Source organism: Croceibacterium mercuriale, assembly GCF_000802385.1.
Taxonomy (GTDB): domain Bacteria; phylum Pseudomonadota; class Alphaproteobacteria; order Sphingomonadales; family Sphingomonadaceae; genus Croceibacterium; species Croceibacterium mercuriale.
This window is the reverse complement of record NZ_JTDN01000001.1, coordinates 1338506-1362558: the sequence shown is the minus strand read 5'-3', so window position 1 is coordinate 1362558 and position 24053 is coordinate 1338506. Positions and strand designations below refer to the sequence as shown.

Sequence of the window (24053 nt, the reverse complement as noted above, 5' to 3'; positions counted from 1 at the left end):
GCATGATGCGCGTCTACGTCCAGCCGCTGACGCTGGCTCCGTCACCCCAGGCGCTGGATGGCGGCGCGGTGCGGCTGGCGGGCGGCATGGCCTGGGCGCGCGACTTCGCCGTGATCGTGACGGAGGCTGGTCGCGTCACCCGCCGCCAGATCGCGACACCAGCCACCATCGCGCAGGAACTGGCGGACCTGCCCGATGCTCTGGCGACGGATGGCGAAGGGCAATGGGCCAACCTGACCCGCGCCCGCCTCCCTCTCGCCGTGCAGGGCGGGGCGCTGCGGCTGGACGAGCCGCAGGTGATGGGCATCCTCAACGTCACGCCCGACAGCTTTTCCGATGGCGGGCAGTTCGTGAACGATCCCGCTGGCCGGGCCCGCTCCCTGCTCGACGCCGGTGCGGCGATCATCGATGTCGGCGGCGAAAGCACGCGACCGGGGGCCGCTCCGGTATGGGAAGGGGACGAGATCGCCCGGATCGTTCCGGCGGTGGAGGCCTGCCGCGAGCTTGGTGCACTGATCAGCCTCGACACGCGGCGGGCCGCCGTGATGCAGGCGGGGCTGGCCGCCGGCGCGCACCTCATCAACGATGTGTCGGCACTGCATGACGATCCCGACGCGGCGCGGGCGGTTGCCGCCGCCGGGGTGCCGGTGGTGCTGATGCATGCGCCCGGGGCAGGGCAGGGCCTCGGCCTGCATGCCGAGGGCAATTACGGCAACATCCTGTTCGATGTGTTCGACTGGCTGCGCGCCGCCCGTGATCGCGCGGTGGCAGCCGGGATAGCTGCCGACCGGATCGTGCTCGATCCCGGTATCGGCTTCGGAAAGCCGCTGGCGGGCAATCTGGCGCTGCTGAACGGCCTGGCCCTGTTCCATGCGCTGGGCCACCCGCTGCTGGTAGGCGCCAGCCGCAAGCGCATGATCGGCGCACTCCATGCGGAGGCGCCCGCCGACGCGCGGCTGGGCGGCAGCATCACGCTGGCGCTCGCGGCGATGCAGGCGGGGTGCCAGATCGTGCGGGTGCACGATGTCTGGGAAACGGTGCAGGCGCGCAATGTCTGGCGGGCCCTGCGTGACGGCGCCCTCAGCGATACTGGCGGGTTGCCGGCGTTCTAGCGACCCGGCGCGGGCAGCGTCCGCGCAAGGCTGCGGATCGTCGCCGCAATGGCCGTCCGGGCCTGGCCATTATTGTTCACCAGTTCCTGTTCGGCCAGCATCAGCGTTCGTTCGCCCACCGGGATGAAGCGGTACAGCGAACGCTTGCCCAAGCGGATCCGGTTGTAGGCGAAGCCACGGGATCCATCCAGCCGGGCCGGCATCAGTTCCGCGCCAAGCCCGGCCTTGATGAAGTCCTGCCGGTAATCCTCGATCGGCCGCTCCAGATAGGACAGGACCAGCCCGCCCTCGTCACGAGCGTTGCAGGTGCGGCGGCGGGGCGGATTGCCATAGACGCAGCCCTGCTGGCCGATATGGACGGCGCGCTCCGCCGGCACCAGCTTGGCGCCCCAAGCCTGCTGCTGGGGGCCGATCGGGAACATGATCGGCATCTCGATCAGGGTCAGTTGCCGCTGGTCATACTGGAAGCGCAACGGGCCGATCGCTCCCGGTTGCAGGTCTTCCAGCACCTCCTCCCCCGTCATCATGTCGACGCCTGCTTCGGCCAGGGCCTGCTCGGTACCGCCGGTTGCCGTCTGGTCGCATCCGGTCAGGACAGGCAGACATAGCATCGCTGGCAAGATAGACCGGAACAGGCTCATCCGGATTGAAGTACGCGCAGGCCCCGCCGGTTCCAGCCATCATGCAGATGACGGCACATTACTGTCACACTGTGTTTTCCATGCCCAGATCGGCCAGCTTGCGGTACAGCGTTGACCGTCCGATCCCCAGCCTGCGCGCCACTTCCGACATGCGGCCGCGATAATGGCCGATCGCCAGGCGGATCACGTCGGCCTCCACCTCTTCCAGCGGGCGCAGATGCCCGTCGGGGGTGAAGATGTCGACGCCGCCGCGCTCCGTCGGCTGGCCGCCGCGATCGCCTTCGCCGACCAGCTCCGCCAGCTGCGGAAAATCCTGCTCGGTCAGGGCATTGCCGTCGCAGAACACTGCGGCCCGGAACAGCACTGCCTGCAGCTGGCGCACATTGCCGGGCCAGTCGTACCAGGCCAGCAGGGTCAGCGCGCCATCGGTGATGCCCAGCTGGCGCAGGCCCGGCTCGGCCGCGATGCGCGCCAGGAAATGGCGGGCGAGCGCCACGATGTCGCCATGCCGTTCCCGCAACGGGGGCACGGTGATCACGGTGGAACTCACCAGGCCCAGCAGGTCGTCGTTGAAATTGCCGGTCGTCGCCAGATCGATCAGCGGCAGGTTGCTGGCCGCGATCACCCGCACGTCCAGGTGGAAGCCGTGCGGCGATCCGATGGGCCGGACGCGCCCGTCGCGCAGGACCTGCGCAAGCTGCGCCTGCACCTCGGGCGGCAGGTGATCGATCTCGTTCAGCACCAGCGTGCCGCCATCGCTGGCCTGCAGCGCTCCGACATGGCGCTCGAACGCGCCGGGGAAGGCGCCCTGTTCATGGCCGAACAGGACCGATGACAGGCTGGCCTGCGGGACGGCGGCGATGTTCAGGATGCGGAACGGGGCGCGTGCCCGCGGACTGGCGGCGTGGATCGCGCGCACCAGCATCTCCTTGCCCGTGCCGCGCTCCCCCTCGATCAGCAGGTTGCCATGCCCGCGCGCCGCCTTGGCGGCCCGCGCCAGCGCGGTGCGGAACGGCGGCGCGGTGCCGACCATGGCATCGAAGTCCAGCACCGCCGGCATCTTCTCGCTCAGCGGGGTCAGCTCGTGCTGCCAGGCGGCGGCAGCGGTCACGTTGCGCAGGCCCTGCATCAGCCGTTCGGGCGCGACCGGTTTCACCAGATAGTCGCTGGCCCCGGCGCGCATGGCGGCGACCGCCTGCACGGGCGAGGAACTGCCTGTCAGCACTAGCACAGGCAGGGTCGGGCGCCGTTCGCGCATGGTGGTGATCAGCTGCACCAGATCGTCACCGGGTACGATCTGGTCCAGGATGATGGCATTGATGCTCATGCCCTCCCGCGACTTCAGCAGGTCCAGCGCGCCATCCGGATCGCGCGCGACAACTGCCCGCCACCCCTCGCGCCCGGCCAGCGCGGTAATCAACCTGATCTGTGCCGGCGCATTATCCACCAACAACAGCATTCGCGCACCCGGCTCGGCCATACGCTCCATTACCCTGATTGCCCCACTTCGACCCTTGGCTAGTCCCTACAGGTAAAAAGCCGTTTAACCCCATAGCGCGGTTGTTGCGTGAGGGTAGCTGACGAAGTAGCATGCGCTCAATCAATCTCGACTGAAATGATTGTGGTTAATGGTCTGGTGGAGGACACAGGAATGGAACCGGCGAACGACATGCAGGCGGCCAGCAGCACCTACAGCAGCTTCGTCGGCACCTTGAAGTGGTCGGTGCCGCTGATCGCGGTGATCGTGTTCATCATAATCCTGGTCATCGTCTGATCGCGCCCGCGCCGGTGCGTATCGCCGTTCTGGCAGAGCGGGCCGCAGGCGAAAGCCGCGTGGCCGTCACGCCCGAAACCGTCCGCAAATTCCTGGCGCTTGGCGCGGAGGTCGCGGTCGAGCGTGGCGCGGGGGAGACAGCCTCCATCGCAGATGCCGATTACGAGGCGGCAGGCGCCACCCTGGGCTTGGCCACGCAGGTGGTGCAGGGCGCGTCGATCGTGCTCGGCGTGCAGGCGCCGGAACCGAACCTGCTGGCCGGGGTCGCACCGGGCGCGCAGGTCGCCGCCCTGTTCGATCCGTTCACGCATGGCGACCGGGTGCAGGCCTATGCCACCGCCGGGCTGGAGGCGTGGAGCATGGAACTGATGCCCCGCATCACCCGCGCGCAGAGCATGGATGTGCTTTCCAGCCAGTCCAACCTTGCCGGCTACAAGGCGGTGCTCGCCGCCGCCAACCAGTATGGCCGGGCTTTTCCGATGATGATGACGGCCGCAGGTACGGTGTCGGCCGCGCGCGTCTTCGTGATGGGGGTCGGCGTCGCCGGCCTGCAGGCGATCGCCACAGCACGCCGGCTGGGCGCGCAGGTCAGCGCCACGGATGTGCGCAGCGCCACCCGCGAACAGATCCAGTCGCTCGGCGCCAAGCCCGTCTTCGTCGAGAACGTCGCCGGGATCGAGGGGGAGGGCAGCGGCGGCTACGCCAGCGAGATGAGCGAGGAATACCAGCGCGCACAGGCAGAGCTGGTGAGCAGCCATCTGGCCAAGCAGGACATCGTCATCACCACCGCGCTGATCCCCGGCCGGCGCGCGCCGCGCCTGATCAGCGACGCCCAGATCGCCACCATGCGGCCGGGCAGCGTGATCTACGATCTCGCCGTGGCGCAGGGCGGCAATGTGGAAGGGTCCGTCGCGGACCAGGTGGTGGAGCGGCACCGTGTCACCATCATGGGCTACAGCAACACACCTGCCCTGCTGCCGGCGGATTCCAGCGCGCTGTTTGCCCGCAACCTGCTGAACTTCCTGTCCGCCTTCTGGGACAAGGAAACAGGCCGACCGGTGCTGGACGAGGAGATCGGCACCGCCGTGCGCCTGACGCAGGGCGGCACCGTCGTACACGAGAGGTTGAAAGGCTGAGCCCATGGATTTCATTTCCATCCTCTCCATCTTCGTCATGGCCTGCTTTGTCGGCTATTACGTCGTGTGGTCCGTCACTCCTGCGCTGCACACGCCGTTGATGGCGGTGACCAACGCGATCAGTTCCGTCATCATCGTCGGCGCGCTGGTTGCCTCGGCGGAGGCGGGCAGTCCGGCCGCCAAGTGGCTGGGCCTTGCCGCCGTGGTGCTGGCCAGCGTGAACATCTTCGGCGGCTTCGCGGTCACCGAACGGATGCTGGCGATGTACAAGAAGAAGGAACGGCCCGCCGCCAAGGAGCCGCGCACATGATGCTGGCACCCGACACCACCGTCGATCTCAGCCTGGCTGCCGACGCCGCCCATGCGGTGAACCCATGGGTGGCGCTCGCCTATCTGGTGGCCGGCGTGCTGTTCATCCTGGCGCTGCGCGGCCTCAGCAGTCCGGCGACCAGCCGGCGCGGCAACCGCTACGGCATGGCGGGCATGGGCATCGCGGTGGTCACCACCCTGGTGACGCACAGCATCGCCAGCCTGCCGGAGATCATCGGCGCCATCGCCATCGGTGGCGCGATCGGCTTCATCATCGCACGTCGCATCGCCATGACCGCGATGCCGCAACTGGTCGCGGCCTTCCACAGCCTGGTGGGCCTCGCCGCCGTGCTGGTCGCGGCGGCCGCATTCCTGAACCCGGCCGCGTTCGACATCCTGGGGCTGGACGGGAACATCCTCGTCGTCAGCCGGCTGGAACTGATGCTGGGCGCAGCGATCGGCGCGATCACCTTCTCCGGCAGCGTCATCGCCTTCCTGAAGCTCAACGGGAACATGAGCGGCGCGGCGATCCTGCTGCCCATGCGGCACTGGATCAATCTCGGCACGCTGGGCGGCATTCTCGTCCTCACGGCGATGTTCACCCATTCGCCGGTCGGCGGGCCGGGGGAAAACCCGCTGTTCTGGGTCGTGCTGGCACTGGCTTTCGCCATCGGCTTCCTGCTGATCATCCCCATCGGTGGCGCGGACATGCCGGTGGTGGTGTCCATGCTGAACTCTTATTCCGGCTGGGCCGCGGCGGCGATGGGCTTCACGCTGCACAACACCGCCATGATCATCACCGGCGCGCTGGTGGGATCGTCCGGCGCCATTCTGTCCTACATCATGTGCCGGGCCATGAACCGGTCGTTCCTGTCGGTCATCGCCGGCGGGTTCGGGGCGGAGGCGTCCAGCACCGGCGGCGAGGCGCGCGAACAGCGCCCGTACAAGCAGGGCAGCGCCGACGATGCCGCCTTTATGCTGAAGCAGGCGGAAAGCGTCATCATCATCCCGGGCTACGGCATGGCGGTCGCCCAGGCGCAGCACGCCCTGCGGGAGATGGGCGACCTGCTGAAGGAGGAAGGCGTCAGCGTCCGCTACGCCATCCACCCGGTCGCGGGCCGGATGCCCGGCCATATGAACGTGCTGCTGGCGGAGGCGAACGTTCCCTATGATGACGTGTTCGAGCTGGAGGACATCAACAGCGAGTTTGCACAGGCCGATGTTGCCTTCATCATCGGCGCCAACGATGTGGTGAACCCTGCTGCCAAGACGGACAAGGGCAGCCCGATCTACGGCATGCCGGTGTTCGATGTGGACAAGGCCAAGACCGTCATGTTCATCAAGCGGTCGATGGGCGGCGTAGGGTATGCCGGCGTGGACAATGACGTGTTCTATATGGATCAGACAATGATGCTGCTGGCCGATGCGAAGAAGATGGTCGAGGAAATCAACAAGGCGATGTCCGCATGATCCGGCATCCGGACATGCTGGTGCTGGCCTCGGCCACGATACTGGCGCTTGGCGGATGTGCGCAGGTGATCGCGGAGCCCCGCGTCCGCTCCGCCCTGCAGGATGCCGGCCTGTCCGAACGCAATGCCAGTTGCATGGCCGGGCGGATGGTGGACCGTCTGACGATCGCGCAGCTTAAGAAGCTGGAGGCACTCGGCCCAGGTGAGGGCGAAGCAGGTCGGCCGGCGACCCTCGGTGATTATGTCGAGCGCGTGCGGCGCGTCGGCGATCCCGAAGTGATCGGCGTTACCGCCTCGTCCGCGGCCCTGTGCGCCACCGGTCTCGGATAGCTGGACGCTGCACGCAGCTTTTCCTAAGACGATCCGTGCCGGTGCGTCGACCGGTAGAGTGATCAAGGGGTTATCGTGCGCAAGCTGGGGCTGATCGGCGGGATGAGCTGGGTTTCGACCCGCACCTATTACGAACACATCAACCGCATCGTGCAGCAGCGCTGCGACCGGCGCACCAGTGCGCCGCTGCTGATTGAAAGCCTGGACTTCGCGCAGCTTTATGCCCTGCACACGGAAGATGACTGGAGCCGTGCGGCCACCATCCTGTCCGCCAGTGCGCAGCGGCTGGAGGCGGCGGGCGCCGAAGGCCTGATCATCGGCGCCAATTCCATGCATCGCGTATACGATACGGTTGCCAGCGCGGTCTCCATCCCCATCCTGCACATCGCCGACTGCGTTGGCGCGCGGATGGAGGCGGATGGCGTGCGCACCGCCGCGCTGCTGGGCACCCGCAACGTCATGGTCGAAGGGTTCTACCGCCGCCGGCTCGTGGCGCGGGGCGTGGACCTCGTTCCGCCGGACATGAGCAATGTGGAGCAGCTGGACCAGATCATCTACGATGAACTGATGGTCGGCCGCGTCACCCGCAGCGCCGAGCGGGCGCTGAAGAGCATGGTGACCTTCATCCAGCAAAGCGGCACCGAGGCGGTGGTGCTCGCCTGCACGGAGCTGGAGATGGTGGTCGATGCCGATGCCAACGTGCTGCCCATCTATGACAGCGCCCGCATCCATTCCGAAGCCGCAGCCGACTGGATCCTGGCAGGCGGCGAACAGGTGGATAACATCGCCGCCTGACGCCGCGTTCGCCTCCTGTTCACGGTGACAGGGGGGCGTCCGGGCTCTAGCCATCGGGCATGGTCCCAGGCTCCTTTCGCGCGCCCTACGCCGCCGATCCTTCGCGGTCCCGCGGACGGGAATTTGCCACGCCCGGTGACGGCGCCCGCGGTCCGCGCAGCGTGTTCCAGCGCGACCGGGACCGGATCATCCACTCGATCGCCTTCCGCCGCTTGGCCGGCAAGACGCAGGTCTTCATCGCGCCCGATGGCGATCATTACCGCGTCCGTCTGACGCACAGCCTGGAAGTGGCGCAGATCGGCCGCACGCTGGCCCGTGCGCTGCAACTGGACGAAGATCTGACGGAGGCGCTGTGCCTGGCGCACGATATCGGCCATCCGCCCTTCGGCCATTCGGGGGAGGAGGCGCTGCACGCCGCGCTGCACGATCTTGGCGGCTTCGATCACAACGAACACTGCCTGCGCACGCTGATGCGGCTGGACAGCCCTTATTGCGACCTGCCCGGCCTCAATCTCAGCTGGGAAGTGCTGGAAGGCCTGGCGAAGCATAATGGCCCGGTCGCCGCCGCCGGCTGGGCGCTGGCGGAGCTGGATGGCGCCTTCCCGCTGCGGCTGAACGAACATGCCAGCCTGGAGGCACAGGTCGCCAGCCTCGCGGACGACATCGCCTATGACAATCACGATATCGACGATGGCCTGCGCGGCGGCTTCCTGCAGCTGGACGACCTGCTGACCCTGCCGGAGCTCGCCGACCTGTGGCGCGAGGTGGAACGGCGCCACCCCGGCAGCAGCCGGCAGGCGCAGCTGCGCGAACTGGTGCGCACGCAGATCGGCCTGATGGTCAACGACCTGATCGCCACGACCAAGGCACGCATCGCCACGATCGGCTCCGTCGAGGAGGTCCGCGCCGCCGGCGAACCGCTGGCGACCTTCTCCCCAACGATGGCGGAATACGAGCGGCGTCTGAAGCGCTTCATGTACCAGCAGCTCTATTATCACCCTGAACAGAAGGCGACCGCGCTGCGCGCGCGCGAAGTGGTGGCGCAGCTGTTCACCGCCTTCCACGACGATCCGGCGCTGATGGGCGAGACCTGGCGCGACAGCCTGCCGGTGGAGGAACCCGCCCGCAGCCGCCACATCGCCGATTATATCGCCGGCATGACCGATCGCTTCGCCATCGAGCAGTTCCGCCGCGCAACCGGCACCGTGCCGGAGAGCCTGTCCAGCGTATGAAGGGCCATGCGCCCGCCGCGCTGCGGAACCGCGACCCGATTGCCGCCGTGCTGGCGCAGGAACTGCCGGATGCCGGCATCGTGCTGGAGGTTGCCAGCGGTACGGGCGAGCACATCGTCCACTTCGCCCGACTGTTCCCGCATCTGCAATGGCGACCGAGCGACCCCGCTGTGGAGGCACGCGCCTCCATTACCGCCTGGGCCGCGGAGGCGGATCTGCCCAACCTGCTGCCGCCGGCCGCGTTGGATTGCGCGGCTGGTGACTGGCCGCTGGCAGAAGCGGCCGCGATCCTGTGCATCAACATGGTGCATATCAGCCCGGTCGCGGCGATCTGGGGCCTCGTGGCGGGCGCCGCCCGGCTGCTGCCGGCGGGCGCACCGTTGCTGGTCTACGGTCCGTTCGTGGAAGCGGACGTACCCACGGCACCTTCCAACCTTGCCTTCCACGCGGACCTGCAGCAGCGCGATCCACGCTGGGGCCTGTGCGACCTTGCCTGGCTGGACAAGGTCGCCGGCACGCATGGCCTTGTTCGCACCCGGCGGGTGGCGCTGCCGGCCAACAATCTGCTGCTGGTCTATCGCCGGGGCTGAAGGCTTTGGGTCAGAGTGCCCGGTCGCCCGCTTCGCCCACGCTCTGGATGTCGCGGCCGACGCCCTTGACGGTGTTGCAGGCGCTGACGGTCAGCGTGGCGGCGGCAAGGCAGAGGGCGAGGGCAAGCTTGCGGGTCATGAGGTAGGCTCCTTTTCAGCTACAATGCACTAGCAAGCCAATCAGGCATCTTCCAGCGGTGCCGGCGTCCTGCGCTGCCGGGCCAGCGCATGTTCGCGCCAGGCGATCACGATGCCAGCCCCGGCGATCAGCGGCGCACCGAACCATGTGCTGCCCGGGGGCAGCGTGTCGAACAGCAGGAAGCCGTACAGCGTCGCCCAGAACAGCGACGAGTAATCCATCACGATCACGCTGGACAAGGAACCGAAGCGCAGCGCCGCGGTCAGCAGCAACTGCCCGACCAGCCCGGTGACCCCGATCGCGGCGATCAGCAGCCATTCCGTCGCATCATGCGCCTGTCCCACGAAGGGGAGGGCAAAAGCGGTCATCGGCGAGGAGAACGCCGCGAAATAGAACACGATCGCCAGCGGCTTGTCCGTGCGGTTCAGGTCGGCGATCTGGATGGAGATCAGCGCCACCATGAACGCTGCGCCGAGCGCCACCAGCGCACCGTAGAGCGGAAAATGGCTGCCGCCCGGCTGTGCGATCACCAGCACCCCGGCAAAGCCGGCCAGCACCGCGGACCAGCGCCACAGCCCGACCTGCTCCTTCAGCAGCACCACGGATAGCAGCACGGCGAAGATCGGCGCGGTGAAGCTGAAGGTGGTCGCCTCCGCCAGCGGCAACAGGATCACCGCGCCGAAGGTCATCGACATGCCGACCGTCCCGTACAGCGCGCGCAGGAACTGCGTGCCGGGGCGCCGGGTCTTCAGCGGTTGCAGGCTGCGCGCGGTCAGCATCACCCAGCCCAGCAGCAGCGGCACGCTGATGAACTGGCGCCAGAACATCAGTTCCAGCAGATGCATGCCGCGCTGCGACGCCAGCTTGATCAGCGCGCCCATCGTCGCCAGCGCGGCAACCGCGCCAAGACGGATCAGCAGGGCGAGAAGCGGCCGGGTGGCCTGGGCGGCTTGCATGCTGCATTGCCATAGGTGCAATGCACCATGGCGCAACTGCCAAGGCGCCGAAGCATCTTATTTCAGCAGCTTGGGGCCCTGATCGCGGATCGCGCCGGCAATCAGCGGCTCCATGAAGCTCAGCATGGCCGGCAGCGTCACGTTGAACAGCAATTGCGTGTCCTCCACGTCGACATGGCCGTCGACCACCTGCCCCATCGCGGTGATGTTCAGCTGCATCCGGTCGGTCGTGGGCCAGCTGGTCGTTACCTGTGCGGCACCGCCCGGGATCGCGTCCGCCAGCGTGTGGCTGCGGCTGCGCAGCCGTTCGCGCGCGACTTCGCGGCCCAGCGTGTGGGGAATGGCAACCTGCATCAATGCTTCTCCGTAGGCAAGGCGATCGGCGGCGGGCCGTCGGACGCCGCGCCACCACTGTATTTGTATTCGAGATAGCGGGTGCGCACGGCCAGGTCGTCCAGCGCGCCATCGGCCAGCTGCCGGGTCACCCGGTCCAGTTCCTCGCTGATCCGCCCCAGGCTCTCGGTCAGCCTTGCATCGGCGGTGGCGCCTGCATGGTCCTCCCGCCGCAAGGATGCCGGCACCCGGCGCCAGGCATCCACCGTCTCCGGCAGATGCTCGCCGACCAGCTTCCGGGTTTCCGCCGCTGCGGGATGGGCTGGGTCGATTGTCTCCAGCTGCAGGCCCAGCGCATCCAGCTGCACGCCGATCCGGTCCACCAGCGTCACCGCCGGGGCGGGCAGGGCGGGGCGCTGATGCTCCAGCCACAGCTCGGTCCGGGCGACCAGCTGGCGGGCATCGCTGGTGCGGGTCAGGTCGGCGCGGCGCGGGACCTTCACCTTGGGGAAGTTGCTGAACACCAGCACCGCCACCAGCAGCGCCAGCGCTGTCAGCATGACGCCGACGAAGCCGATGCCGTTCAGTACGATCCCGGCGGCCATCGCCGCCAGCAGGATGCCCAGCACGGCGATGCCGATCAGCTTCAGCCGGCTGACCAGGTTCCGCCGCCTCAGCCGGGCGGACCCTTCGCCGATCGGCTGCCCGCCGACCCGTCGGCCACCCTGCCGGTTGTCGTCCAGCGACGCACGGGCGCTGCGCAGGATGGCGTCGCTGTCAGGCGTGCTGTCGGCCATCAGCTATCCAGGCTCAGCAGTCCGCGCTGCTCGATCTGCGCGGACGCCTGCGATTGCCCCTCCGCACGGGCGATGTAGCCCTTGGACCGCTCCACCTCGACCGTCAGCGTGTCCACCGTCTGGCGCATGCTTTCCAGCGCGCGCAGCTTGAAGGTGTCGACCTCGTCCATCGTGTCGTAGATGTTCTGGAAGGCGCGCTGCAGCGTCTCCAGGGGGATGGTGCTGCTGGCAGCCTGTTCGTGGATGCGGGCGGTGTTTTCACGCAGCAGCTTGCTGGTGGAATCGATGATGCCCGCCGTGGTCGTGTTCAGCGCGGTGATCTGGCCCAGTACCAGCCGCTGGTTGGTCATCGCCTGCGCCACCGTCACCGCGGTGCGCAGCGCGCCCACCGTGGTGGTGCTGGCCCGGTCCACGCCCTTGACCAGCTCCACATTGTTCTTCTTCACCAGATCCAGCGCCAGATAGCCCTGCACGCTGACCGCCATCTGCGTCAGCAGGTCCTGGGTGCGCTGACGGACGTAGAACAGCGCGGTCTCGCGCACCGCCTTGGCCTTGGCCGGGTCGGTTGCATCCAGGCTGATGGCCTCCTCCTCCAGCCGCGCATCCAGCTGGCGGGAGATGTGGATCATCTGTTCCAGCTTGCCCATCGCCTCCCACAGCTTCTGCCGCTCGACATCGATGGCGGCATTGTCCATCAGCAGTTCGTCCTTGCCGCTGGACAGCCGCGTCAGGATCGCCTGGATGTGGCCCTGCGCGGAAGAATAGCTGTCGAAATAGGTCTTCAGCTTGTTGCCGAACGGGATGATGCCCAGCAGCTTGCGCGGGGCGGTCGCCTTGCGGCCCGGATCCAGCTCCTCCACCGTGCGGCGCAGTTCCGCCAGGTCGGTGCCCACGCCACTGTCCTTGTCGATCGCGCGCACTGGCCGGTCCAGGAAGCGGTTGGACATCTGCGCCGCGGCGGCGATCTCCTTGCGGCCCATGTTGGTGATCTGGTCGACCTTCTTGCCGAAGTCGGGCGAGTTGGCATCCAGCGCGACCAGTTCGGCCACAAAGCCTTCGACCCGCGCATCCAGCTTGGTCTTCTGCTCGGCATCGACCGGCACCAGGCCGGCGGCCCGCTCCGCGGAGACCACCGGCACCGGATCGGGCGGCGTCAGTTCCAGCTTGAAATCGTCCTTGGCGGCGGTCGGCGTGGTGGCCATGCGTGTCGTCTCCCGGTGCTTCCAGCTGTATTAGTTGCACAAGACACGCAATTCAAGCGGTTCACGTTCCGGGCGCATCCGGCTAATGCAGGCGCTGGAACGACCCACGCGAAGATGCGTCCGTGCAGGAGTGATACAGGAGGTGTATTTGCCAACCGAACTCGCCGTGCTGGTGCTGGGCGCCGTGCTGCTGCTGGTGCACATCATGCTGGCCGGGCAATTCAAGACGCTGCAATATGGCGTGGAGTGGAACGCCGGGGCCCGCGATGCGGAGATGCCCGCGCTGAATGCGGTCGCCGGACGGCTGAGCCGCGCGCAGGCCAATTTCCAGGAAACGTTCCCCGTTGCCATCGTCGCGCTGGTCGGTGTGGTGCTGGCCGGGAAGACCGGCCCTGTCACCGCCACGGCCGCCTGGGTATGGCTGGCGGGCCGGGTTGCCTATTTGCCCCTGTACTGGGCCGGGGTGCCGTATGTCCGCTCGCTGGCCTGGGTCATCTCGACACTGGCGCTGGTGGTGATGCTGGGCGTGCTGCTGTTCCGCTGACGCCACCGGCCACCCGGCCGGGCCGCATCACGCCGCCAGCGTGAACGGCTCGATCTCGCCCGACAGATACAGCTTCTTGGCCTTGGCCCGGCTCAGCTTGCCGCTGCTGGTGCGCGGCAGGCTGCGGGGCGGGACAAGTTCGACCACGCAGTTCATGCCGGTGATCGCGCGCACCTTGTCACGGATCGTGTCGCGCAGCTTCAGCCGGTCCTCCGGATCGGACACGCGGCAATGCACCAGCACGGCCGGCGCTTCCTCGCCATTGTCCATCTCGACGGAGAAGGCGGCGATATCGCCATGGTTGAAGCCGGGCAGCTGCTCCACCGCCCATTCGATATCCTGCGGCCAGTGGTTCTTGCCGTTGATGATGATCATGTCCTTCGCCCGACCGACGATGAACAGATATCCGCCGGCCATGTAGCCCATGTCGCCGGTGTCGAGCCAGCCATCGACCATGCAGTCGGCGGTCGCCTCCGCATTGCGGAAGTAGGAATGCATTACCGAAGGTCCGCGGCACCACACCTTGCCGATCTGATGGTCGCCGCGCAGGCCGCCATTCTCGGCCCGGATCGCGACTTCCATGTCCGGCAGCGGCTTGCCGCAATTCACGATCGCGCGATAGCGGGCAGGGCGGCGGAGATCCCGGCGGGTGCCGCTCAGCCGCTCTTCCTCCACCAGTTCCACGCGAATACCTTCGCCCGGCGGCATCACCGTCACCGCCAGCGTTGCCTCCGCCAGGCCGTAGCTGGGGGTGAAGGCGCCGGCCTTGAACCCGGCCGGGGCAAAGGCGTTGACGAAGCCCTGCATCACATCCGGCCGGATCATGTCCGCGCCATTGCCCGCGATGCGCCAGCGGGACAGGTCGAAGCGGTCGGCGACGCTGCTCTGGCTGGAGATGCGCCGCGCGCAGATGTCGTAGCCGAAGGTCGGGGAGTAGGAGAGCGTCGTGCCGGTGTTGCGGCTGATCAGGTCCAGCCAGGCCAGCGGCCGGCGGGCGAAATGCTCGGTCTTCAGGTAGTCGACCGACATCTGGTTGGCGATCAGCGAGAGGAAGCAGCCGACCAGCCCCATGTCGTGGTACCACGGCAGCCAGCTGACCACGCGGTCGCCTTCGCCCACTTCCATGCTGGTCGAATGGCCATACAGGTTGTGCAGCAGCGCCCGGTGCGTCACCGCCACACCGGTGGGGAAGCGGGTGGAGCCGCTGGAATACTGCAGGTAGCAGATGTCGTCCGGCTCGGCCGTCGGCAGCTCCACCTCTGGCGCATCCCGCTCCGCGAAACTCGCCCAGTCGAAACCCTGGCAACCCTGCCGCGCCGCCGCCTCGCCGCACATGTCGGCCAGCTCCGGCGGGTACAGCAGGATCGTCGGGTCCGCGCTGCCCAGCTGCAGCGCCAACTGCTCGATATAATTCTCCCGCCCGCCGAAGGTGGTCGGCAGCGGCAACGGCACGGGCCAGGCACCGGCATACACCGCGCCGCAGAACAGCGCGGCGAACGGCGCGGCGGTGTCCGCGATCAGCGCGACCCGGTCGCCCTTGCCGATCCCCATCGCCAGCAGGCGGCGGGCGCAGTCCAGCGCGTCCTCGCGCAGGCGGACGTAAGGATAGACCTCGGCCAGCTCCCCACGCATGTCGTGGAAGTTGAGCCCTTTTTCACTCCGCGCGGCATATTCGATCGCTTCCACGAAGGTGGCGAAATCCGCACGCCGACGGGGCAGCGGGCAATCATTAGGAGTTGGAACCAGAATCGTCATATGCTGCAAGGACAAACCCATCCCATGGCGCTGCCTGGCGCCTTTGCTTTATACACAAGGCACTGATCCCCTTGGGGGCTCCGGGCCAAACTGCTCCCTTTGGCAAGGAGTGTGGCAGCAATAAGGCGATACTCCGCGGATGCAAGGTAAGGACCCGGCTGATCCACAGGCGCAGGAGCGCCGCCGCCGCGTGCCCACCCCGCTGGATCGCCCCCGGCTGGAGGAAATGGCGCTGGCCTATGTCGCCCGGTTCGCCACCAGCGCGGGCAAGCTGGAACGCTATCTGATACGCAAGCTGCGGGAGCGCGGCTGGGACGGGGAGGGCGCACCACCGGTGGAGGCGATCATCGCCCGCCATGTGGAACTGGGCTATATCGACGATGCCGGCTTTGCCCGTGCCCGCGCCGGCTCCCTGCTGCGGCGCGGCTACGGCCCGCGCCGCATCGGGCAGGCGCTGGGCGAAGCCGGTATCGCCGAACCGATCCGTCAGGACGTGCGGCCCGACGGCGCCGCCCGCCGGCAGGCGGCACTCGCGCTGGCCCGCAAGCGGCGCTTCGGCCCGTTCGGGGGCAAGCCGTCGACCGATCCTGCACTGCGCCAGAAACAGATTGCGGCCATGCTGCGCGCAGGCCACATGCTGGCAGAGATACGCGGCGTGCTCGACGCGCCCAGTCCGGCTGCGGCCGAAGGCTGGGCGGCAGATGCCGACGATGACGACTGACACGCTGACCCTGACGAGGTGACTATGCGCCTGGCGACCCTGCTGCTCTCCCTGATGTCCGCCACGGCGCTGGTCGCCTGCGCCCCGCAGGACAGTGGCGCCACCGCCACCACCCAGGCGCCGGCGGCGCATCCCGTGTCCGGGCTCCGGGTCATTCCGCTCACGGTGCAGACCGGCGGCACCACGCACCGGTTCCGCGTGGAAGTGGCCGAATCGGCGGAGGCGCAGGCCCGCGGCCTGATGTTCCGGACCGAGATGGGCGCCGACGAAGGCATGATCTTCCCCTATGCCGCGCCGCAGCAGCTGTCCTTCTGGATGCGCAACACGGTGCTGCCGCTGGACCTGGTCTTCATCGGCGCGGACAAGCGGGTCATCAACGTGTCCGCCAATGCGGTGCCCTATTCGGAGGCACAGCTGATGTCGGACGGCCCGGCGATCGCCGTGCTGGAACTGAATGGCGGGCGCGCGGCGCAGCTCGGCATCGGGCCGGGCGCCGTCGTAAGCTGGTAGGGACGGATGCTAACCTCCTGCTGCCCCTTGCGCTTGGCAGGGGCGGCGCGCTAACGGCGGGGCACGATGGGTATTCTCGGCAAGATCTTCACCTGGTGGGACGGCGCAACGATCGGCACCGCCCTGTTTTCCGCTCGCAAGGGCGAACAGGTCGGTACGGACGCGCAGGGCAACACGTATTTTCGCGCCACCAAGGTGCGCGGGCCTGACGGGCGCGAGAAGCGCTGGATCATGTACAATGGCGCCAACGATGCCAGCCGCGTGCCGGCCGAATGGCATGGCTGGCTGCATCATTCCTATGACGCGCTGCCCGAAAGCCATCTGGCGCCGTCCAAGATCTGGGAAGCAGACTATACTCCCAACGCCACGGGCACGATCGGCGCCTATCGCCCGGCCGGCGCGCTGGAGAAGGGTGGGCGCCGCGCGCGTGCGGCCGGCGATTACGAAGCCTGGTCGCCCGACGCCTGAAATGCCCCGGCGGTGAAGGCGCATCGATGACAATCCGTTTCGCCGCATGGGCGGTGGCCCTGCCACTGCTGCTGGCCGCCTGTTCCGACGGCCAGCCTGAGCCGGAGGCGGAGAGCACCGCCATCCCGCGCGAACTCGCCGCGCCGGCCGCTCCGCCGGCTGGGTCGCAGGCGAACGCGATCGGCACGCCCATGGCGCAACGCGTCGCCACCATCGGCCTGCTCAACAAACGCAACAACATCACGCAGGACGTGGAACTGAAGCCCGGCGAAAGCCGGCGGCTGGGTGACGTGATCCTGCGCCTGTCCGCCTGCGAGAAGACCGCCCCGTGGGAGCCGCGGGCAGAGACCGGCGCCTTTGTGCAGGTGCTGGTACAGGAGCGCGCGCAGGCCGGTGCCGAACCGCAGTGGCGCGGCATCTTCTCGGGCTGGCTGTTCCGCAACTCGCCCAGCCTCAATGTCGTCGAACACCCGATCTACGATGTCTGGGTCAAGAACTGCGCGATGAGCTTCCCGGGGGAGGAGGCGACCCCGCGCGTCCGCTCCACCTCCGGCGCGTCGGCTTCGCGGACCGCACCGGCGCCGGCGGCGACGCCCGCTGCCGTCGCTTCGCCGGCGGTCACGCCGACGCCGGAGTCCGTACCAGCCCCGGCCGCGGCCGACAGCACCGACGAATAGGCCGCCTGCAGGCTGTCCGCCCGGCCATGCGCCACGGCGATCGCCAGCGATTGCAGGTAATCCTCCCGGCTGATCGTCACCGCCCCCATGGAGTGCAGGTGCTCGGTCATGAACTGGCAGTCCAGCAGCCGGAAGCCCGCCAGCCGCATCAGCGTCACCAGCCAGGCCAGCGCCACCTTGGATGCGTCGGTGCGCCGGCTGAACATGCTCTCGCCGCAGAACACCCGGTCGAAGGCGACGCCGTACAGCCCGCCCACCAGCGTGTCTCCCTCCCAGCATTCCACCGAATGGGCGTGCCCTGCCGTGAACAGCGCGCGGTAGCTGGCGCTGATCCGGTCGCTGATCCAGGTGTCCTCGTGATCGGCGCGCGGTGCGGCACATGCCTCGATCACGCCGGCGAAATCGACATCCACCGTCACCCGGAACCGGTCGCGCCGGATCGTGCGCGCCAGGGATCGGGAACAATGCAACCCGTCCAGCGGGATGATCGCACGCTCGCGCGGCTCGACCCAGAAGACCTGGTCGTCCATCCGCCCGTCGGCCATCGGGAATATGCCGCTGCGATAGGCGTTCAGCAGCAGCTCGGTCGGAATGGGCGGCGTGGTCGGCGCATGCATCGGACCGTCAGTCTAGCAGAGCTGCATCTACGCGAAACCCGTCACGCACGCTTGCCAAGCGGGATCAGCCTGCTTAAGGGGCGCGTCTCCTGCAGGAGTGTAGCTCAGTTGGTAGAGCATCGGTCTCCAAAACCGAGGGCCGTGGGTTCGAGTCCCTCCACTCCTGCCATTTCCCCGATCTGACCTGATCCGGCCGGTGTGGCGAATGTGCTACACCGCACGCGCCCTGTGTCGGTTCGACGCCTGCCAGCGGGACGTAACGGGAACCTCTGCGACCAGCCGTTCATTATGAGCGGTAATCAACATCGCACTCAGGGAGGTTACCGATGTCGAGCCTCAGTTTCCGCAGTTCCCAGCCCGATCGCTGGACCTTGCCCCGCCCGCAGCAGAATGCCGGCACGCGCTATCGCATTCACGGCCCGATTCTGCCGATGGAGCAGCGGCCCGGCTTTCTGGCACGCTTCTTCCGCCGCTTCTGAACCGGGCGGTCACGCACGAACCCTTGCGGCTCCGCAGCAATGCGGGGCCGTTTCGTTGTGCGGGCATGGCGCCACACGCCTGCCCGGGCCCGCCTGCCTTGCCATCGGCCACGGCCCGCGCTACATGCGCCTCCGCTTTCCGACATCGGAGCCATCCTGCCCCTCCCGGCCCGCTAGGCCGGGGCGGCGATGAGCCGATGGCGGCGGGCGCAGTCACTGATGCCACGGCCGTCACCGGCCCAAGCCGAGCGAGCAAGAGATGGAAAAGACCAGTCCCGGCGAATTCATCCGTCAGGTCCGTTCCGAAGCGGGCAAGGTCGTCTGGCCCACGCGGCAGGAAACCACGCGCACGGCGATCTTCGTCGCCATCCTGGTCGTGATCCTGTCGGTCTTCTTCCTCGGCGTCGATTCCGTGTTCGGCGTTGCCGTGCGCTGGCTGCTCTCGCTGGTTTGACCATTACGGGGGCCGCTGGTCCCCATCTGAATAGACGCGCAAGGAACCGCCCATGCCCGCCCGTTGGTACATCATTCACGCCTATTCCGGCTTCGAGAACAAGGTTCGCGAATCCATCCTGACGGAGGCCGAACGGATGGGCCTGGCCGAAGCCGTGGAAGAGGTGCAGGTCCCGACTGAAACCATCAACGAGGTGAAGCGCGGCAAGCGGGTGCAGACCGAACGCAAGTTCATGCCCGGCTACGTGCTGGCCAAGCTGAACATGACGGACGATGTCTACCACCTCGTCAAGAACACGCCCAAGGTCACCGGCTTCCTGGGCAATGGCGGCAAGCCGCAGGCGATCTCCGAACGGGAGGCCGCCCGCTACTTCGGCGGCATGGAGGAGGCCAAGGCCACCCCCAAGAAGCAGGTCACCGTCGATTACGAGATCGGCGATCAGGTCAAGGTCAATGCCGGCCCGTTCACCAGCTTCAACGGCATCGTGGAGGAGCTGGACTTTGACAAGAGCCGCGTGAAGGTTGCCGTCTCCATCTTCGGCCGCGCCACCCAGGTGGAAATGGGCTTCGAGGAGGTCGAGCTGGTCAAGTAAGGCCGACTCGCCGCGTTCCCGATTATTGTCCGATTGTCAGAGGGCGCGCAGGATTGCTGCGCGCCCTTTGTCGTTCACGCCGATCTTTCGCGTGAACCGCTCCCGGCTGCGCCGTAGAACACCCTTGTACCAACAGGGGGTCCACATGAGCGTTCGCAAGCTGCCCACATCCATCCGTTCCGCCGTCGCCGCGCTGGCCTTGTGCACCGCGCTCGCCACGCCGCCGGCCGTAGCCCCGGCGGCGCACGCCCAGGCCAGTGCCGAGCTGAAGGCGGAAGTCGCCGCCGCCGTGGAGGCGCAGCGCAAGGACGTGCAGGTCATGGTCGACCAGATCTACTCCTTCGGCGAACCCGGCTTCCAGGAGGTGCGCACCAGCGAATACCTCACCGGCATCCTGGAGGAACACGGCTTCACCGTGGAGCGCGGCGTCGCCGGCATCCCCACCGCCTTCACCGCCACTTGGGGCGCCGGCGGGCCGAAGGTCGCGCTGGGCAGCGACATCGACCAGCTGCTCGGCCTGTCGCAATATCCCGGCGTGGCCGAGGTGCGCCCGATGGTGGAGGGCGCGCCCGGGCCGGGGGAAGGGCACAATAGCGGCATGCCCGCGATCGTCGCCGCCGCCATCGCGGCGAAGCAGGTGATGGAACGCCACAACCTGGCTGGCCGCCTGATGCTGTGGCCCGGCGTCGCGGAGGAGCTGCTGGCGACCAAGGCCTACTATGTGCGCGCCGGGCTGTTCAGCGACGTGGACGCCTCCATCTTCGTGCATGTGGGCGACCGCTTCGCCACCGCCTGGGGCGACATGGGGCTGAACGCGCTGGTCTCCACCGAATACACCTTCCACGGCAAGCCCGCCCACGCCGCCGGCATGCCCTGGTCCGGCCGCAGCGCGCTGGACGCGACCACCGCGATGGACGTGATGTGGAACATGCGCCGCGAACATCTGCCGCTGACGCAGCGGTCGCACTCCATCATCACCGAAGGCGGGCGCCAGCCCAACATCGTGCCGGACAAGGCCACCGCCTGGTACTTCTTCCGGGAGAAGGACTTCGCCAGCCTGCGCGCCCTGTACGAGATCGGCAACACCATCGCCGATGCCGCCGCCCTGGGCACCGGCACCACCGTCAGCCGCCGCGTGCTGGGCTACGCCGCGCCCAATTACGGCAACCGCCCGCTGGCCGAGGCCGCCTACGCCAACATCACCGCCGTCGGCATGCCCGAATGGTCCGCGGCGGACCAGTCCTTCGCCCGGCGCGTGCAGGAAACCAACAGCCTGACGGTGGAGCCGCTGCGGGCCGAAATCACGCCGCTCTCCACGCCGGAGACGCGCGGCGTCGGCATGGGCGGCGGGTCGGACGATATCGGCGACATCATGTGGACCGTGCCGACCATCACCATCAACTACCCGTCCAACATCCCGAACGTCATCTACCACCATCAGACCGCCGCCATGGCGATGGCCACCCCCATCGCGCACAAGGGCGCGGTGCAGGGGGCGAAGGCCGTGGCCATGACCGTGCTCGACATCGTCACCACGCCGGCGCTGGTGCAGGAGGCGAAGACCTTCTTCACGCAGGTGCAGGGGGCGGAACAGTCCTACGATCCGCTGCTCGGGCCGGACGACCAGCCGGGCATCCACCTCAACGGCCCCACCATGCGCGATTACCGCCCGCAGATGGAACCGTTCTACTACGACCCCGCGAAGTACGACACCTACCTGGAACAGCTCGGCATCCGGTACGGCGCCGAGGATTGATGATCTCCCGCCGTCGCCCCTGCGCCGGGGGCGACGGCAAGGGTTCTTGATCGCAGGCCGCAATGCCGCTATGCGCGCGCCTTCCCCATACCGGGAAACCACGCGGAAGGTGCATCCACCTACGGATGTGCCGTTCGTACCGCTTACCATGAGTCCCGCGCCGAACAGGCCCGGGGCGACAGTGAGAAAGGAGGCCAGCGATGGCCAAGAAGATTACCGGCTATATCAAGCTGCAGGTTGCGGCCGGCAGCGCCACCCCGTCCCCGCCGATCGGCCCTGCGCTGGGTCAGCGCGGCGTGAACATCATGGAATTCTGCAAGGCCTTCAACGCTTCCACGCAGGAGCTTGAGAAGGGCATGCCGATCCCGACGGTCATCACCGTCTATGCGGATCGTTCCTTCACGTTCGAGACCAAGACCCCGCCTGCCAGCTTCCTCATCAAGAAGGCCGCCGGCCTCAAGTCCGGCTCCAAGGAGCCCGGCAAGAGCACCGTGGGCACGATCACCCGGGCCCAGCTGTCCGAGATCGCCGAACAGAAGATGAAGGACCTGAACGCGAACGACATCGGTCAGGCGACGAAGATCATCGAGGGCTCCGCGCGCTCGATGGGCCTCGAAGTTGTGGAGGGCTGACACCATGAAGATGACCAAGCGCCAGAAGATGCTGGCCGAGACCCTCGATGCCGAGAAGCTGTACGGCTTCGACGAGGCGCTGACCAAGCTGCGCGACCTCGCCAGCAAGAAGTTCGACGAGACGATCGAGATCGCCATGAACCTGGGCGTCGACCCGCGTCATGCCGACCAGATGGTCCGTGGCATGGTCTCGCTGCCGTCGGGCACCGGCAAGACCATCCGCGTCGCCGTGTTCGCCCGCGGTGACAAGGCTGCCGAGGCCGAGGCCGCCGGGGCCGACAAGGTCGGTGCCGAGGACCTGATGGAAGACATCCAGAACGGCAATGTCGATTATGACCGGATCATCGCGACGCCGGACATGATGGGCGTCGTCGGCCGGCTGGGCAAGCTGCTGGGTCCCAAGGGCCTGATGCCGAACCCGAAGCTGGGCACCGTGACCCCGAACGTGGCGCAGGCCGTGAAGGACGCCAAGGGCGGCCAGGTCGAGTTCCGCGTGGAGAAGCAGGGCATCATCCACGCTGGCCTGGGCAAGGTCAGCTTCAGCGATGACGAGCTGAAGACCAACTTCAAGGCCTTCACCGACGCGATCGTGCGCGCCAAGCCCTCGGGGTCCAAGGGCAAGTACGTCCGCAAGGTCTCGCTCAGCTCCTCGATGGGCCCGGGCCTGAAGCTGAGCCTGGAAGAAGTGCAGGGCGCCTGACGCTTTTTACCAGCTTAGGCTGAACATTAGAGGCCGGGAGGGGAGACCCTTCCGGCCTTTTTTGTGCACAGAACGGTCGTTCCAAACGGCTTTCAGTTTATCCGTCGGATAATGTGATCAACTGTTTAGCGGATCTGGCTGAGGGTGAGTAGGATGTGTCTTTGCCATTGATGCGCCGAAACGTAGGTTCATGCTGCTAAGTCTACCACCAACAACATGCCTCCGCTAAGGTACGCTAATGGCAGATTTTTATCGTCCTCGCGCGTACTACAGCACCCGGAAAAATGGTGAGCACGCCGTCTCCTTAGATTTGGATGACTTACGAGAAATCTTACTCAGTGCTTACAGCTATTTTGAGACAAGCGGCTACCTAGTCGATGCTTTCGGTTATAACTGCGTGGATAGTGGTTATGAGCCTGGCTACGTAGGCAGCGACATTGGTATTTTTATACGCTTAACCTTGTTCCGCAAGGACCTTTGGCCTCTAATTGAAAACTATAGATTCTATACTGAAGATGATTGCTTTACGATGATCGAGTTTATTTACGATCACGTCAGTAAGCCGCATGAAAAGAACTATCACGATTGGGACCATTGCGGATACCACTTCAGCAAATTCAACAAGCAAGATGGCCGTGAGGAGTTTCGGGCTCGCTTTGCTCTGCCACTGGAGCGTTATGGCCATGGCTGGGAGCTGACTGAAGCAGGCGAGATTATGAGTTTGCCACCCACTGGCATGAACACTCTCGTGACGGCTACGCTTCCCACAAAGGATGAGACGGTTCAGACGCGAGTTGCTAACGCTACGGCGCGATTTCGGAGACACGGCACCACGCTGGAAGAACGGGAGGTCGCAGTGCGCGATTTGGCTGCTGTGTTAGAGTGGCTTCGCCCACAAATCAAAGAAGTGCTGTTGCGCGAGGACGAGAGTGAGTTGTTCAACATTGCAAACAACTTTGGCATACGGCACTTGAACAACAAGCAGAAGATGAATTACGACAAAGCCGTTTGGCTAAGTTGGATATTTTACCACTACCTTAATACAATCAATGCTGCTCTTCACATTATCAAGCGTCAGGAGGACCGAGCGAATAAGTAGGCGCGTCGTCGGAAAATCGTGATTTAATTGCAGGGACAAACTTCTGTTTGATCCGCTGATCCTCTCCAGCTTGGTCATCTCAATCATCTGCCTGCTCGTAGAAGCTGGGTGTGTGTGTGGCCGGCAGCTAGGTGCTAGGCTAGACGGCGAAGGGGCAATCGCCCGAGCCGCCAGCGGAAAGCCGCTACCGCCTCAGTCTTCTTCGCCCTGCAGAGACAATGGCCTAGACAAGCT

29 protein-coding genes, 1 tRNA gene and 1 pseudogene are annotated in these 24053 nt (G+C 66.6%); 22 read left to right on the top strand and 9 right to left on the bottom strand.

The features are described 5' to 3' along the window. The first annotated feature begins 2 nt into the window (after positions 1-2). On the top strand, positions 3-1112 hold the full coding sequence (folP, locus tag PK98_RS06250; RefSeq protein WP_039095093.1) for a dihydropteroate synthase: 1110 nt from the start codon (positions 3-5) through the stop codon (positions 1110-1112). Here the strand turns inward: folP and PK98_RS06245 are convergent. Both PK98_RS06245 and PK98_RS06240 read right to left on the bottom strand, forming a co-directional pair. After that, on the bottom strand, positions 1109-1753 hold the full coding sequence (locus PK98_RS06245) for a hypothetical protein (RefSeq protein WP_152608547.1): 645 nt from the start codon (positions 1751-1753) through the stop codon (positions 1109-1111). The genes folP and PK98_RS06245 overlap by 4 nt on opposite strands. Before the next feature lie 64 nt (positions 1754-1817). Continuing rightward, entirely contained in the window at positions 1818-3233 is a 1416-nt protein-coding gene (locus PK98_RS06240; RefSeq protein WP_039095089.1) for a sigma-54-dependent transcriptional regulator, read from the bottom strand. A 135-nt stretch (positions 3234-3368) separates the two neighbouring features. On the opposite strand from PK98_RS06240, the gene PK98_RS17340 reads away from it, so the two are divergent. From PK98_RS17340 to PK98_RS06205, 8 genes are all read left to right on the top strand, one after another. Beyond that, positions 3369-3527, top strand: a complete 159-nt coding sequence (locus PK98_RS17340) for a hypothetical protein (protein WP_235425411.1) — start codon at positions 3369-3371, stop codon at positions 3525-3527. A gap of 14 nt (positions 3528-3541) precedes the next feature. Continuing rightward, positions 3542-4663: an NAD(P) transhydrogenase subunit alpha gene (locus PK98_RS06235; RefSeq protein ID WP_039095087.1), complete on the top strand. Its 1122-nt coding sequence runs from the start codon at positions 3542-3544 to the stop codon at positions 4661-4663. Between the two features lie 4 nt (positions 4664-4667). Next, entirely contained in the window at positions 4668-4973 is a 306-nt protein-coding gene (locus PK98_RS06230) for an NAD(P) transhydrogenase subunit alpha (protein WP_039095085.1), read from the top strand. Then, complete coding sequence (locus tag PK98_RS06225; RefSeq protein WP_052208119.1) at positions 4970-6442, top strand: NAD(P)(+) transhydrogenase (Re/Si-specific) subunit beta; 1473 nt, start codon at positions 4970-4972, stop codon at positions 6440-6442. Before PK98_RS06230 ends, PK98_RS06225 begins: the two co-directional genes overlap by 4 nt. Next, positions 6439-6771 (top strand): hypothetical protein, encoded by a 333-nt coding sequence (locus PK98_RS06220; protein WP_235425410.1) that lies wholly within the window; start codon positions 6439-6441, stop codon positions 6769-6771. The genes PK98_RS06225 and PK98_RS06220 overlap by 4 nt, the downstream gene beginning before the upstream one ends. Before the next feature lie 75 nt (positions 6772-6846). Continuing rightward, on the top strand, positions 6847-7566 hold the full coding sequence (locus PK98_RS06215; RefSeq protein ID WP_039095083.1) for an aspartate/glutamate racemase family protein: 720 nt from the start codon (positions 6847-6849) through the stop codon (positions 7564-7566). Between the two features lie 59 nt (positions 7567-7625). After that, complete coding sequence (locus PK98_RS06210) at positions 7626-8798, top strand: deoxyguanosinetriphosphate triphosphohydrolase (RefSeq protein WP_039095081.1); 1173 nt, start codon at positions 7626-7628, stop codon at positions 8796-8798. Further along, positions 8795-9388 (top strand): DUF938 domain-containing protein, encoded by a 594-nt coding sequence (locus tag PK98_RS06205; RefSeq protein ID WP_039095079.1) that lies wholly within the window; start codon positions 8795-8797, stop codon positions 9386-9388. Before PK98_RS06210 ends, PK98_RS06205 begins: the two co-directional genes overlap by 4 nt. A gap of 10 nt (positions 9389-9398) precedes the next feature. Here the strand turns inward: PK98_RS06205 and PK98_RS16260 are convergent, their stop codons facing one another. The 5 genes from PK98_RS16260 to PK98_RS06185 are packed head-to-tail and all read right to left on the bottom strand — an operon-like array spanning position 9399 to position 12815. Further along, positions 9399-9527, bottom strand: a complete 129-nt coding sequence (locus PK98_RS16260) for an entericidin A/B family lipoprotein (RefSeq protein WP_081996058.1) — start codon at positions 9525-9527, stop codon at positions 9399-9401. A gap of 41 nt (positions 9528-9568) precedes the next feature. Further along, on the bottom strand, positions 9569-10483 hold the full coding sequence (locus PK98_RS06200) for a DMT family transporter (protein ID WP_039095077.1): 915 nt from the start codon (positions 10481-10483) through the stop codon (positions 9569-9571). Between the two features lie 57 nt (positions 10484-10540). Further along, on the bottom strand, positions 10541-10837 hold the full coding sequence (locus tag PK98_RS06195) for a polyhydroxyalkanoic acid system family protein (protein ID WP_039095075.1): 297 nt from the start codon (positions 10835-10837) through the stop codon (positions 10541-10543). After that, entirely contained in the window at positions 10837-11613 is a 777-nt protein-coding gene (locus PK98_RS06190) for a hypothetical protein (protein ID WP_052208117.1), read from the bottom strand. Before PK98_RS06190 ends, PK98_RS06195 begins: the two co-directional genes overlap by 1 nt. Next, positions 11613-12815 (bottom strand): toxic anion resistance protein, encoded by a 1203-nt coding sequence (locus PK98_RS06185; protein ID WP_039095073.1) that lies wholly within the window; start codon positions 12813-12815, stop codon positions 11613-11615. Before PK98_RS06185 ends, PK98_RS06190 begins: the two co-directional genes overlap by 1 nt. Before the next feature lie 142 nt (positions 12816-12957). Between PK98_RS06185 and PK98_RS06180 the strand changes: the two genes are divergently transcribed. Next, a complete protein-coding gene (locus tag PK98_RS06180; protein ID WP_407637604.1) occupies positions 12958-13359 on the top strand; it encodes an MAPEG family protein in 402 nt (133 codons plus the stop codon). Positions 13360-13386: 27 nt separating this feature from the next. Here the strand turns inward: PK98_RS06180 and PK98_RS06175 are convergent, their stop codons facing one another. Next, positions 13387-15114 (bottom strand): fatty acyl-AMP ligase, encoded by a 1728-nt coding sequence (locus tag PK98_RS06175; protein WP_081996056.1) that lies wholly within the window; start codon positions 15112-15114, stop codon positions 13387-13389. Positions 15115-15253: 139 nt separating this feature from the next. Here PK98_RS06175 and PK98_RS06170 point away from each other — a divergent pair, with 139 nt between their 5' ends. The 4 genes and pseudogenes from PK98_RS06170 to PK98_RS16255 form a co-directional block, all read left to right on the top strand. Continuing rightward, entirely contained in the window at positions 15254-15835 is a 582-nt protein-coding gene (locus tag PK98_RS06170) for a regulatory protein RecX (protein WP_052208115.1), read from the top strand. 24 nt (positions 15836-15859) lie between these two features. Next, positions 15860-16345, top strand: a complete 486-nt coding sequence (locus PK98_RS06165) for a DUF192 domain-containing protein (RefSeq protein WP_039095069.1) — start codon at positions 15860-15862, stop codon at positions 16343-16345. A gap of 66 nt (positions 16346-16411) precedes the next feature. After that, positions 16412-16813 carry an NADH:ubiquinone oxidoreductase subunit NDUFA12 gene (locus PK98_RS06160; RefSeq protein WP_039095067.1) on the top strand — a complete coding sequence of 134 codons (402 nt, stop codon included), beginning with the start codon at positions 16412-16414 and terminating at the stop codon, positions 16811-16813. Between the two features lie 26 nt (positions 16814-16839). After that, a pseudogene (locus PK98_RS16255) lies at positions 16840-17253 on the top strand (DUF2155 domain-containing protein); the annotation flags it as partial. A gap of 35 nt (positions 17254-17288) precedes the next feature. On the opposite strand, the gene aat reads toward PK98_RS16255, so the two are convergent. Beyond that, the gene (gene aat, locus PK98_RS06150; protein ID WP_039095063.1) at positions 17289-18107 is read right to left on the bottom strand and encodes a leucyl/phenylalanyl-tRNA--protein transferase; all 819 of its coding nucleotides are present in this window, start codon (positions 18105-18107) and stop codon (positions 17289-17291) included. 93 nt (positions 18108-18200) lie between these two features. Between aat and PK98_RS06145 the strand changes: the two genes are divergently transcribed. The 8 genes from PK98_RS06145 (at position 18201) to PK98_RS06115 (ending at position 23819) form a co-directional block, all read left to right on the top strand. Further along, positions 18201-18276 (top strand) — tRNA-Trp (locus tag PK98_RS06145). A gap of 157 nt (positions 18277-18433) precedes the next feature. After that, entirely contained in the window at positions 18434-18586 is a 153-nt protein-coding gene (locus PK98_RS17210) for a hypothetical protein (protein ID WP_162835548.1), read from the top strand. Between the two features lie 259 nt (positions 18587-18845). After that, on the top strand, positions 18846-19040 hold the full coding sequence (gene secE / locus PK98_RS06140; protein ID WP_039095061.1) for a preprotein translocase subunit SecE: 195 nt from the start codon (positions 18846-18848) through the stop codon (positions 19038-19040). Between the two features lie 52 nt (positions 19041-19092). Next, positions 19093-19632: a transcription termination/antitermination protein NusG gene (nusG, locus tag PK98_RS06135; protein WP_039095059.1), complete on the top strand. Its 540-nt coding sequence runs from the start codon at positions 19093-19095 to the stop codon at positions 19630-19632. 145 nt (positions 19633-19777) lie between these two features. Further along, on the top strand, positions 19778-21388 hold the full coding sequence (locus tag PK98_RS06130; protein ID WP_039095057.1) for an amidohydrolase: 1611 nt from the start codon (positions 19778-19780) through the stop codon (positions 21386-21388). Positions 21389-21588: 200 nt separating this feature from the next. Further along, a complete protein-coding gene (gene rplK, locus PK98_RS06125) occupies positions 21589-22020 on the top strand; it encodes a 50S ribosomal protein L11 (protein WP_039095055.1) in 432 nt (143 codons plus the stop codon). A gap of 4 nt (positions 22021-22024) precedes the next feature. Beyond that, the gene (gene rplA, locus PK98_RS06120; RefSeq protein WP_039095052.1) at positions 22025-22720 is read left to right on the top strand and encodes a 50S ribosomal protein L1; all 696 of its coding nucleotides are present in this window, start codon (positions 22025-22027) and stop codon (positions 22718-22720) included. Positions 22721-22958: 238 nt separating this feature from the next. Continuing rightward, positions 22959-23819: a hypothetical protein gene (locus PK98_RS06115; protein WP_039095050.1), complete on the top strand. Its 861-nt coding sequence runs from the start codon at positions 22959-22961 to the stop codon at positions 23817-23819. Positions 23820-24053: the final 234 nt, after the last annotated feature.

Bases quoted from the DNA above. Each gene is read 5' to 3' on its own strand.
- folP (WP_039095093.1), top strand. From the start codon at position 3: ATGATGCGCGTCTACGTCCAGCCGCTGACGCTGGCTCCGTCACCCCAG.
- PK98_RS17210 (WP_162835548.1), top strand. From the start codon at position 18,434: ATGTCGAGCCTCAGTTTCCGCAGTTCCCAGCCCGATCGCTGGACCTTG.
- PK98_RS06115 (WP_039095050.1), top strand. From the start codon at position 22,959: ATGGCAGATTTTTATCGTCCTCGCGCGTACTACAGCACCCGGAAAAAT.
- PK98_RS06185 (WP_039095073.1), bottom strand. From the start codon at position 12,815: ATGGCCACCACGCCGACCGCCGCCAAGGACGATTTCAAGCTGGAACTG.
- PK98_RS17340 (WP_235425411.1), top strand. From the start codon at position 3,369: ATGATTGTGGTTAATGGTCTGGTGGAGGACACAGGAATGGAACCGGCG.
- PK98_RS16260 (WP_081996058.1), bottom strand. From the start codon at position 9,527: ATGACCCGCAAGCTTGCCCTCGCCCTCTGCCTTGCCGCCGCCACGCTG.
- secE (WP_039095061.1), top strand. From the start codon at position 18,846: ATGGAAAAGACCAGTCCCGGCGAATTCATCCGTCAGGTCCGTTCCGAA.
- aat (WP_039095063.1), bottom strand. From the start codon at position 18,107: ATGCATGCGCCGACCACGCCGCCCATTCCGACCGAGCTGCTGCTGAAC.
- PK98_RS06225 (WP_052208119.1), top strand. From the start codon at position 4,970: ATGATGCTGGCACCCGACACCACCGTCGATCTCAGCCTGGCTGCCGAC.
- rplA (WP_039095052.1), top strand. From the start codon at position 22,025: ATGAAGATGACCAAGCGCCAGAAGATGCTGGCCGAGACCCTCGATGCC.
- PK98_RS06210 (WP_039095081.1), top strand. From the start codon at position 7,626: ATGGTCCCAGGCTCCTTTCGCGCGCCCTACGCCGCCGATCCTTCGCGG.
- rplK (WP_039095055.1), top strand. From the start codon at position 21,589: ATGGCCAAGAAGATTACCGGCTATATCAAGCTGCAGGTTGCGGCCGGC.
- PK98_RS06245 (WP_152608547.1), bottom strand. From the start codon at position 1,753: ATGAGCCTGTTCCGGTCTATCTTGCCAGCGATGCTATGTCTGCCTGTC.
- PK98_RS06160 (WP_039095067.1), top strand. From the start codon at position 16,412: ATGGGTATTCTCGGCAAGATCTTCACCTGGTGGGACGGCGCAACGATC.
- PK98_RS06230 (WP_039095085.1), top strand. From the start codon at position 4,668: ATGGATTTCATTTCCATCCTCTCCATCTTCGTCATGGCCTGCTTTGTC.
- PK98_RS06165 (WP_039095069.1), top strand. From the start codon at position 15,860: ATGCGCCTGGCGACCCTGCTGCTCTCCCTGATGTCCGCCACGGCGCTG.
- PK98_RS06220 (WP_235425410.1), top strand. From the start codon at position 6,439: ATGATCCGGCATCCGGACATGCTGGTGCTGGCCTCGGCCACGATACTG.
- PK98_RS06195 (WP_039095075.1), bottom strand. From the start codon at position 10,837: ATGCAGGTTGCCATTCCCCACACGCTGGGCCGCGAAGTCGCGCGCGAA.
- PK98_RS06190 (WP_052208117.1), bottom strand. From the start codon at position 11,613: ATGGCCGACAGCACGCCTGACAGCGACGCCATCCTGCGCAGCGCCCGT.
- PK98_RS06130 (WP_039095057.1), top strand. From the start codon at position 19,778: ATGAGCGTTCGCAAGCTGCCCACATCCATCCGTTCCGCCGTCGCCGCG.
- nusG (WP_039095059.1), top strand. From the start codon at position 19,093: ATGCCCGCCCGTTGGTACATCATTCACGCCTATTCCGGCTTCGAGAAC.
- PK98_RS06240 (WP_039095089.1), bottom strand. From the start codon at position 3,233: ATGGCCGAGCCGGGTGCGCGAATGCTGTTGTTGGTGGATAATGCGCCG.
- PK98_RS06170 (WP_052208115.1), top strand. From the start codon at position 15,254: ATGCAAGGTAAGGACCCGGCTGATCCACAGGCGCAGGAGCGCCGCCGC.
- PK98_RS06175 (WP_081996056.1), bottom strand. From the start codon at position 15,114: ATGACGATTCTGGTTCCAACTCCTAATGATTGCCCGCTGCCCCGTCGG.
- PK98_RS06200 (WP_039095077.1), bottom strand. From the start codon at position 10,483: ATGCAAGCCGCCCAGGCCACCCGGCCGCTTCTCGCCCTGCTGATCCGT.
- PK98_RS06205 (WP_039095079.1), top strand. From the start codon at position 8,795: ATGAAGGGCCATGCGCCCGCCGCGCTGCGGAACCGCGACCCGATTGCC.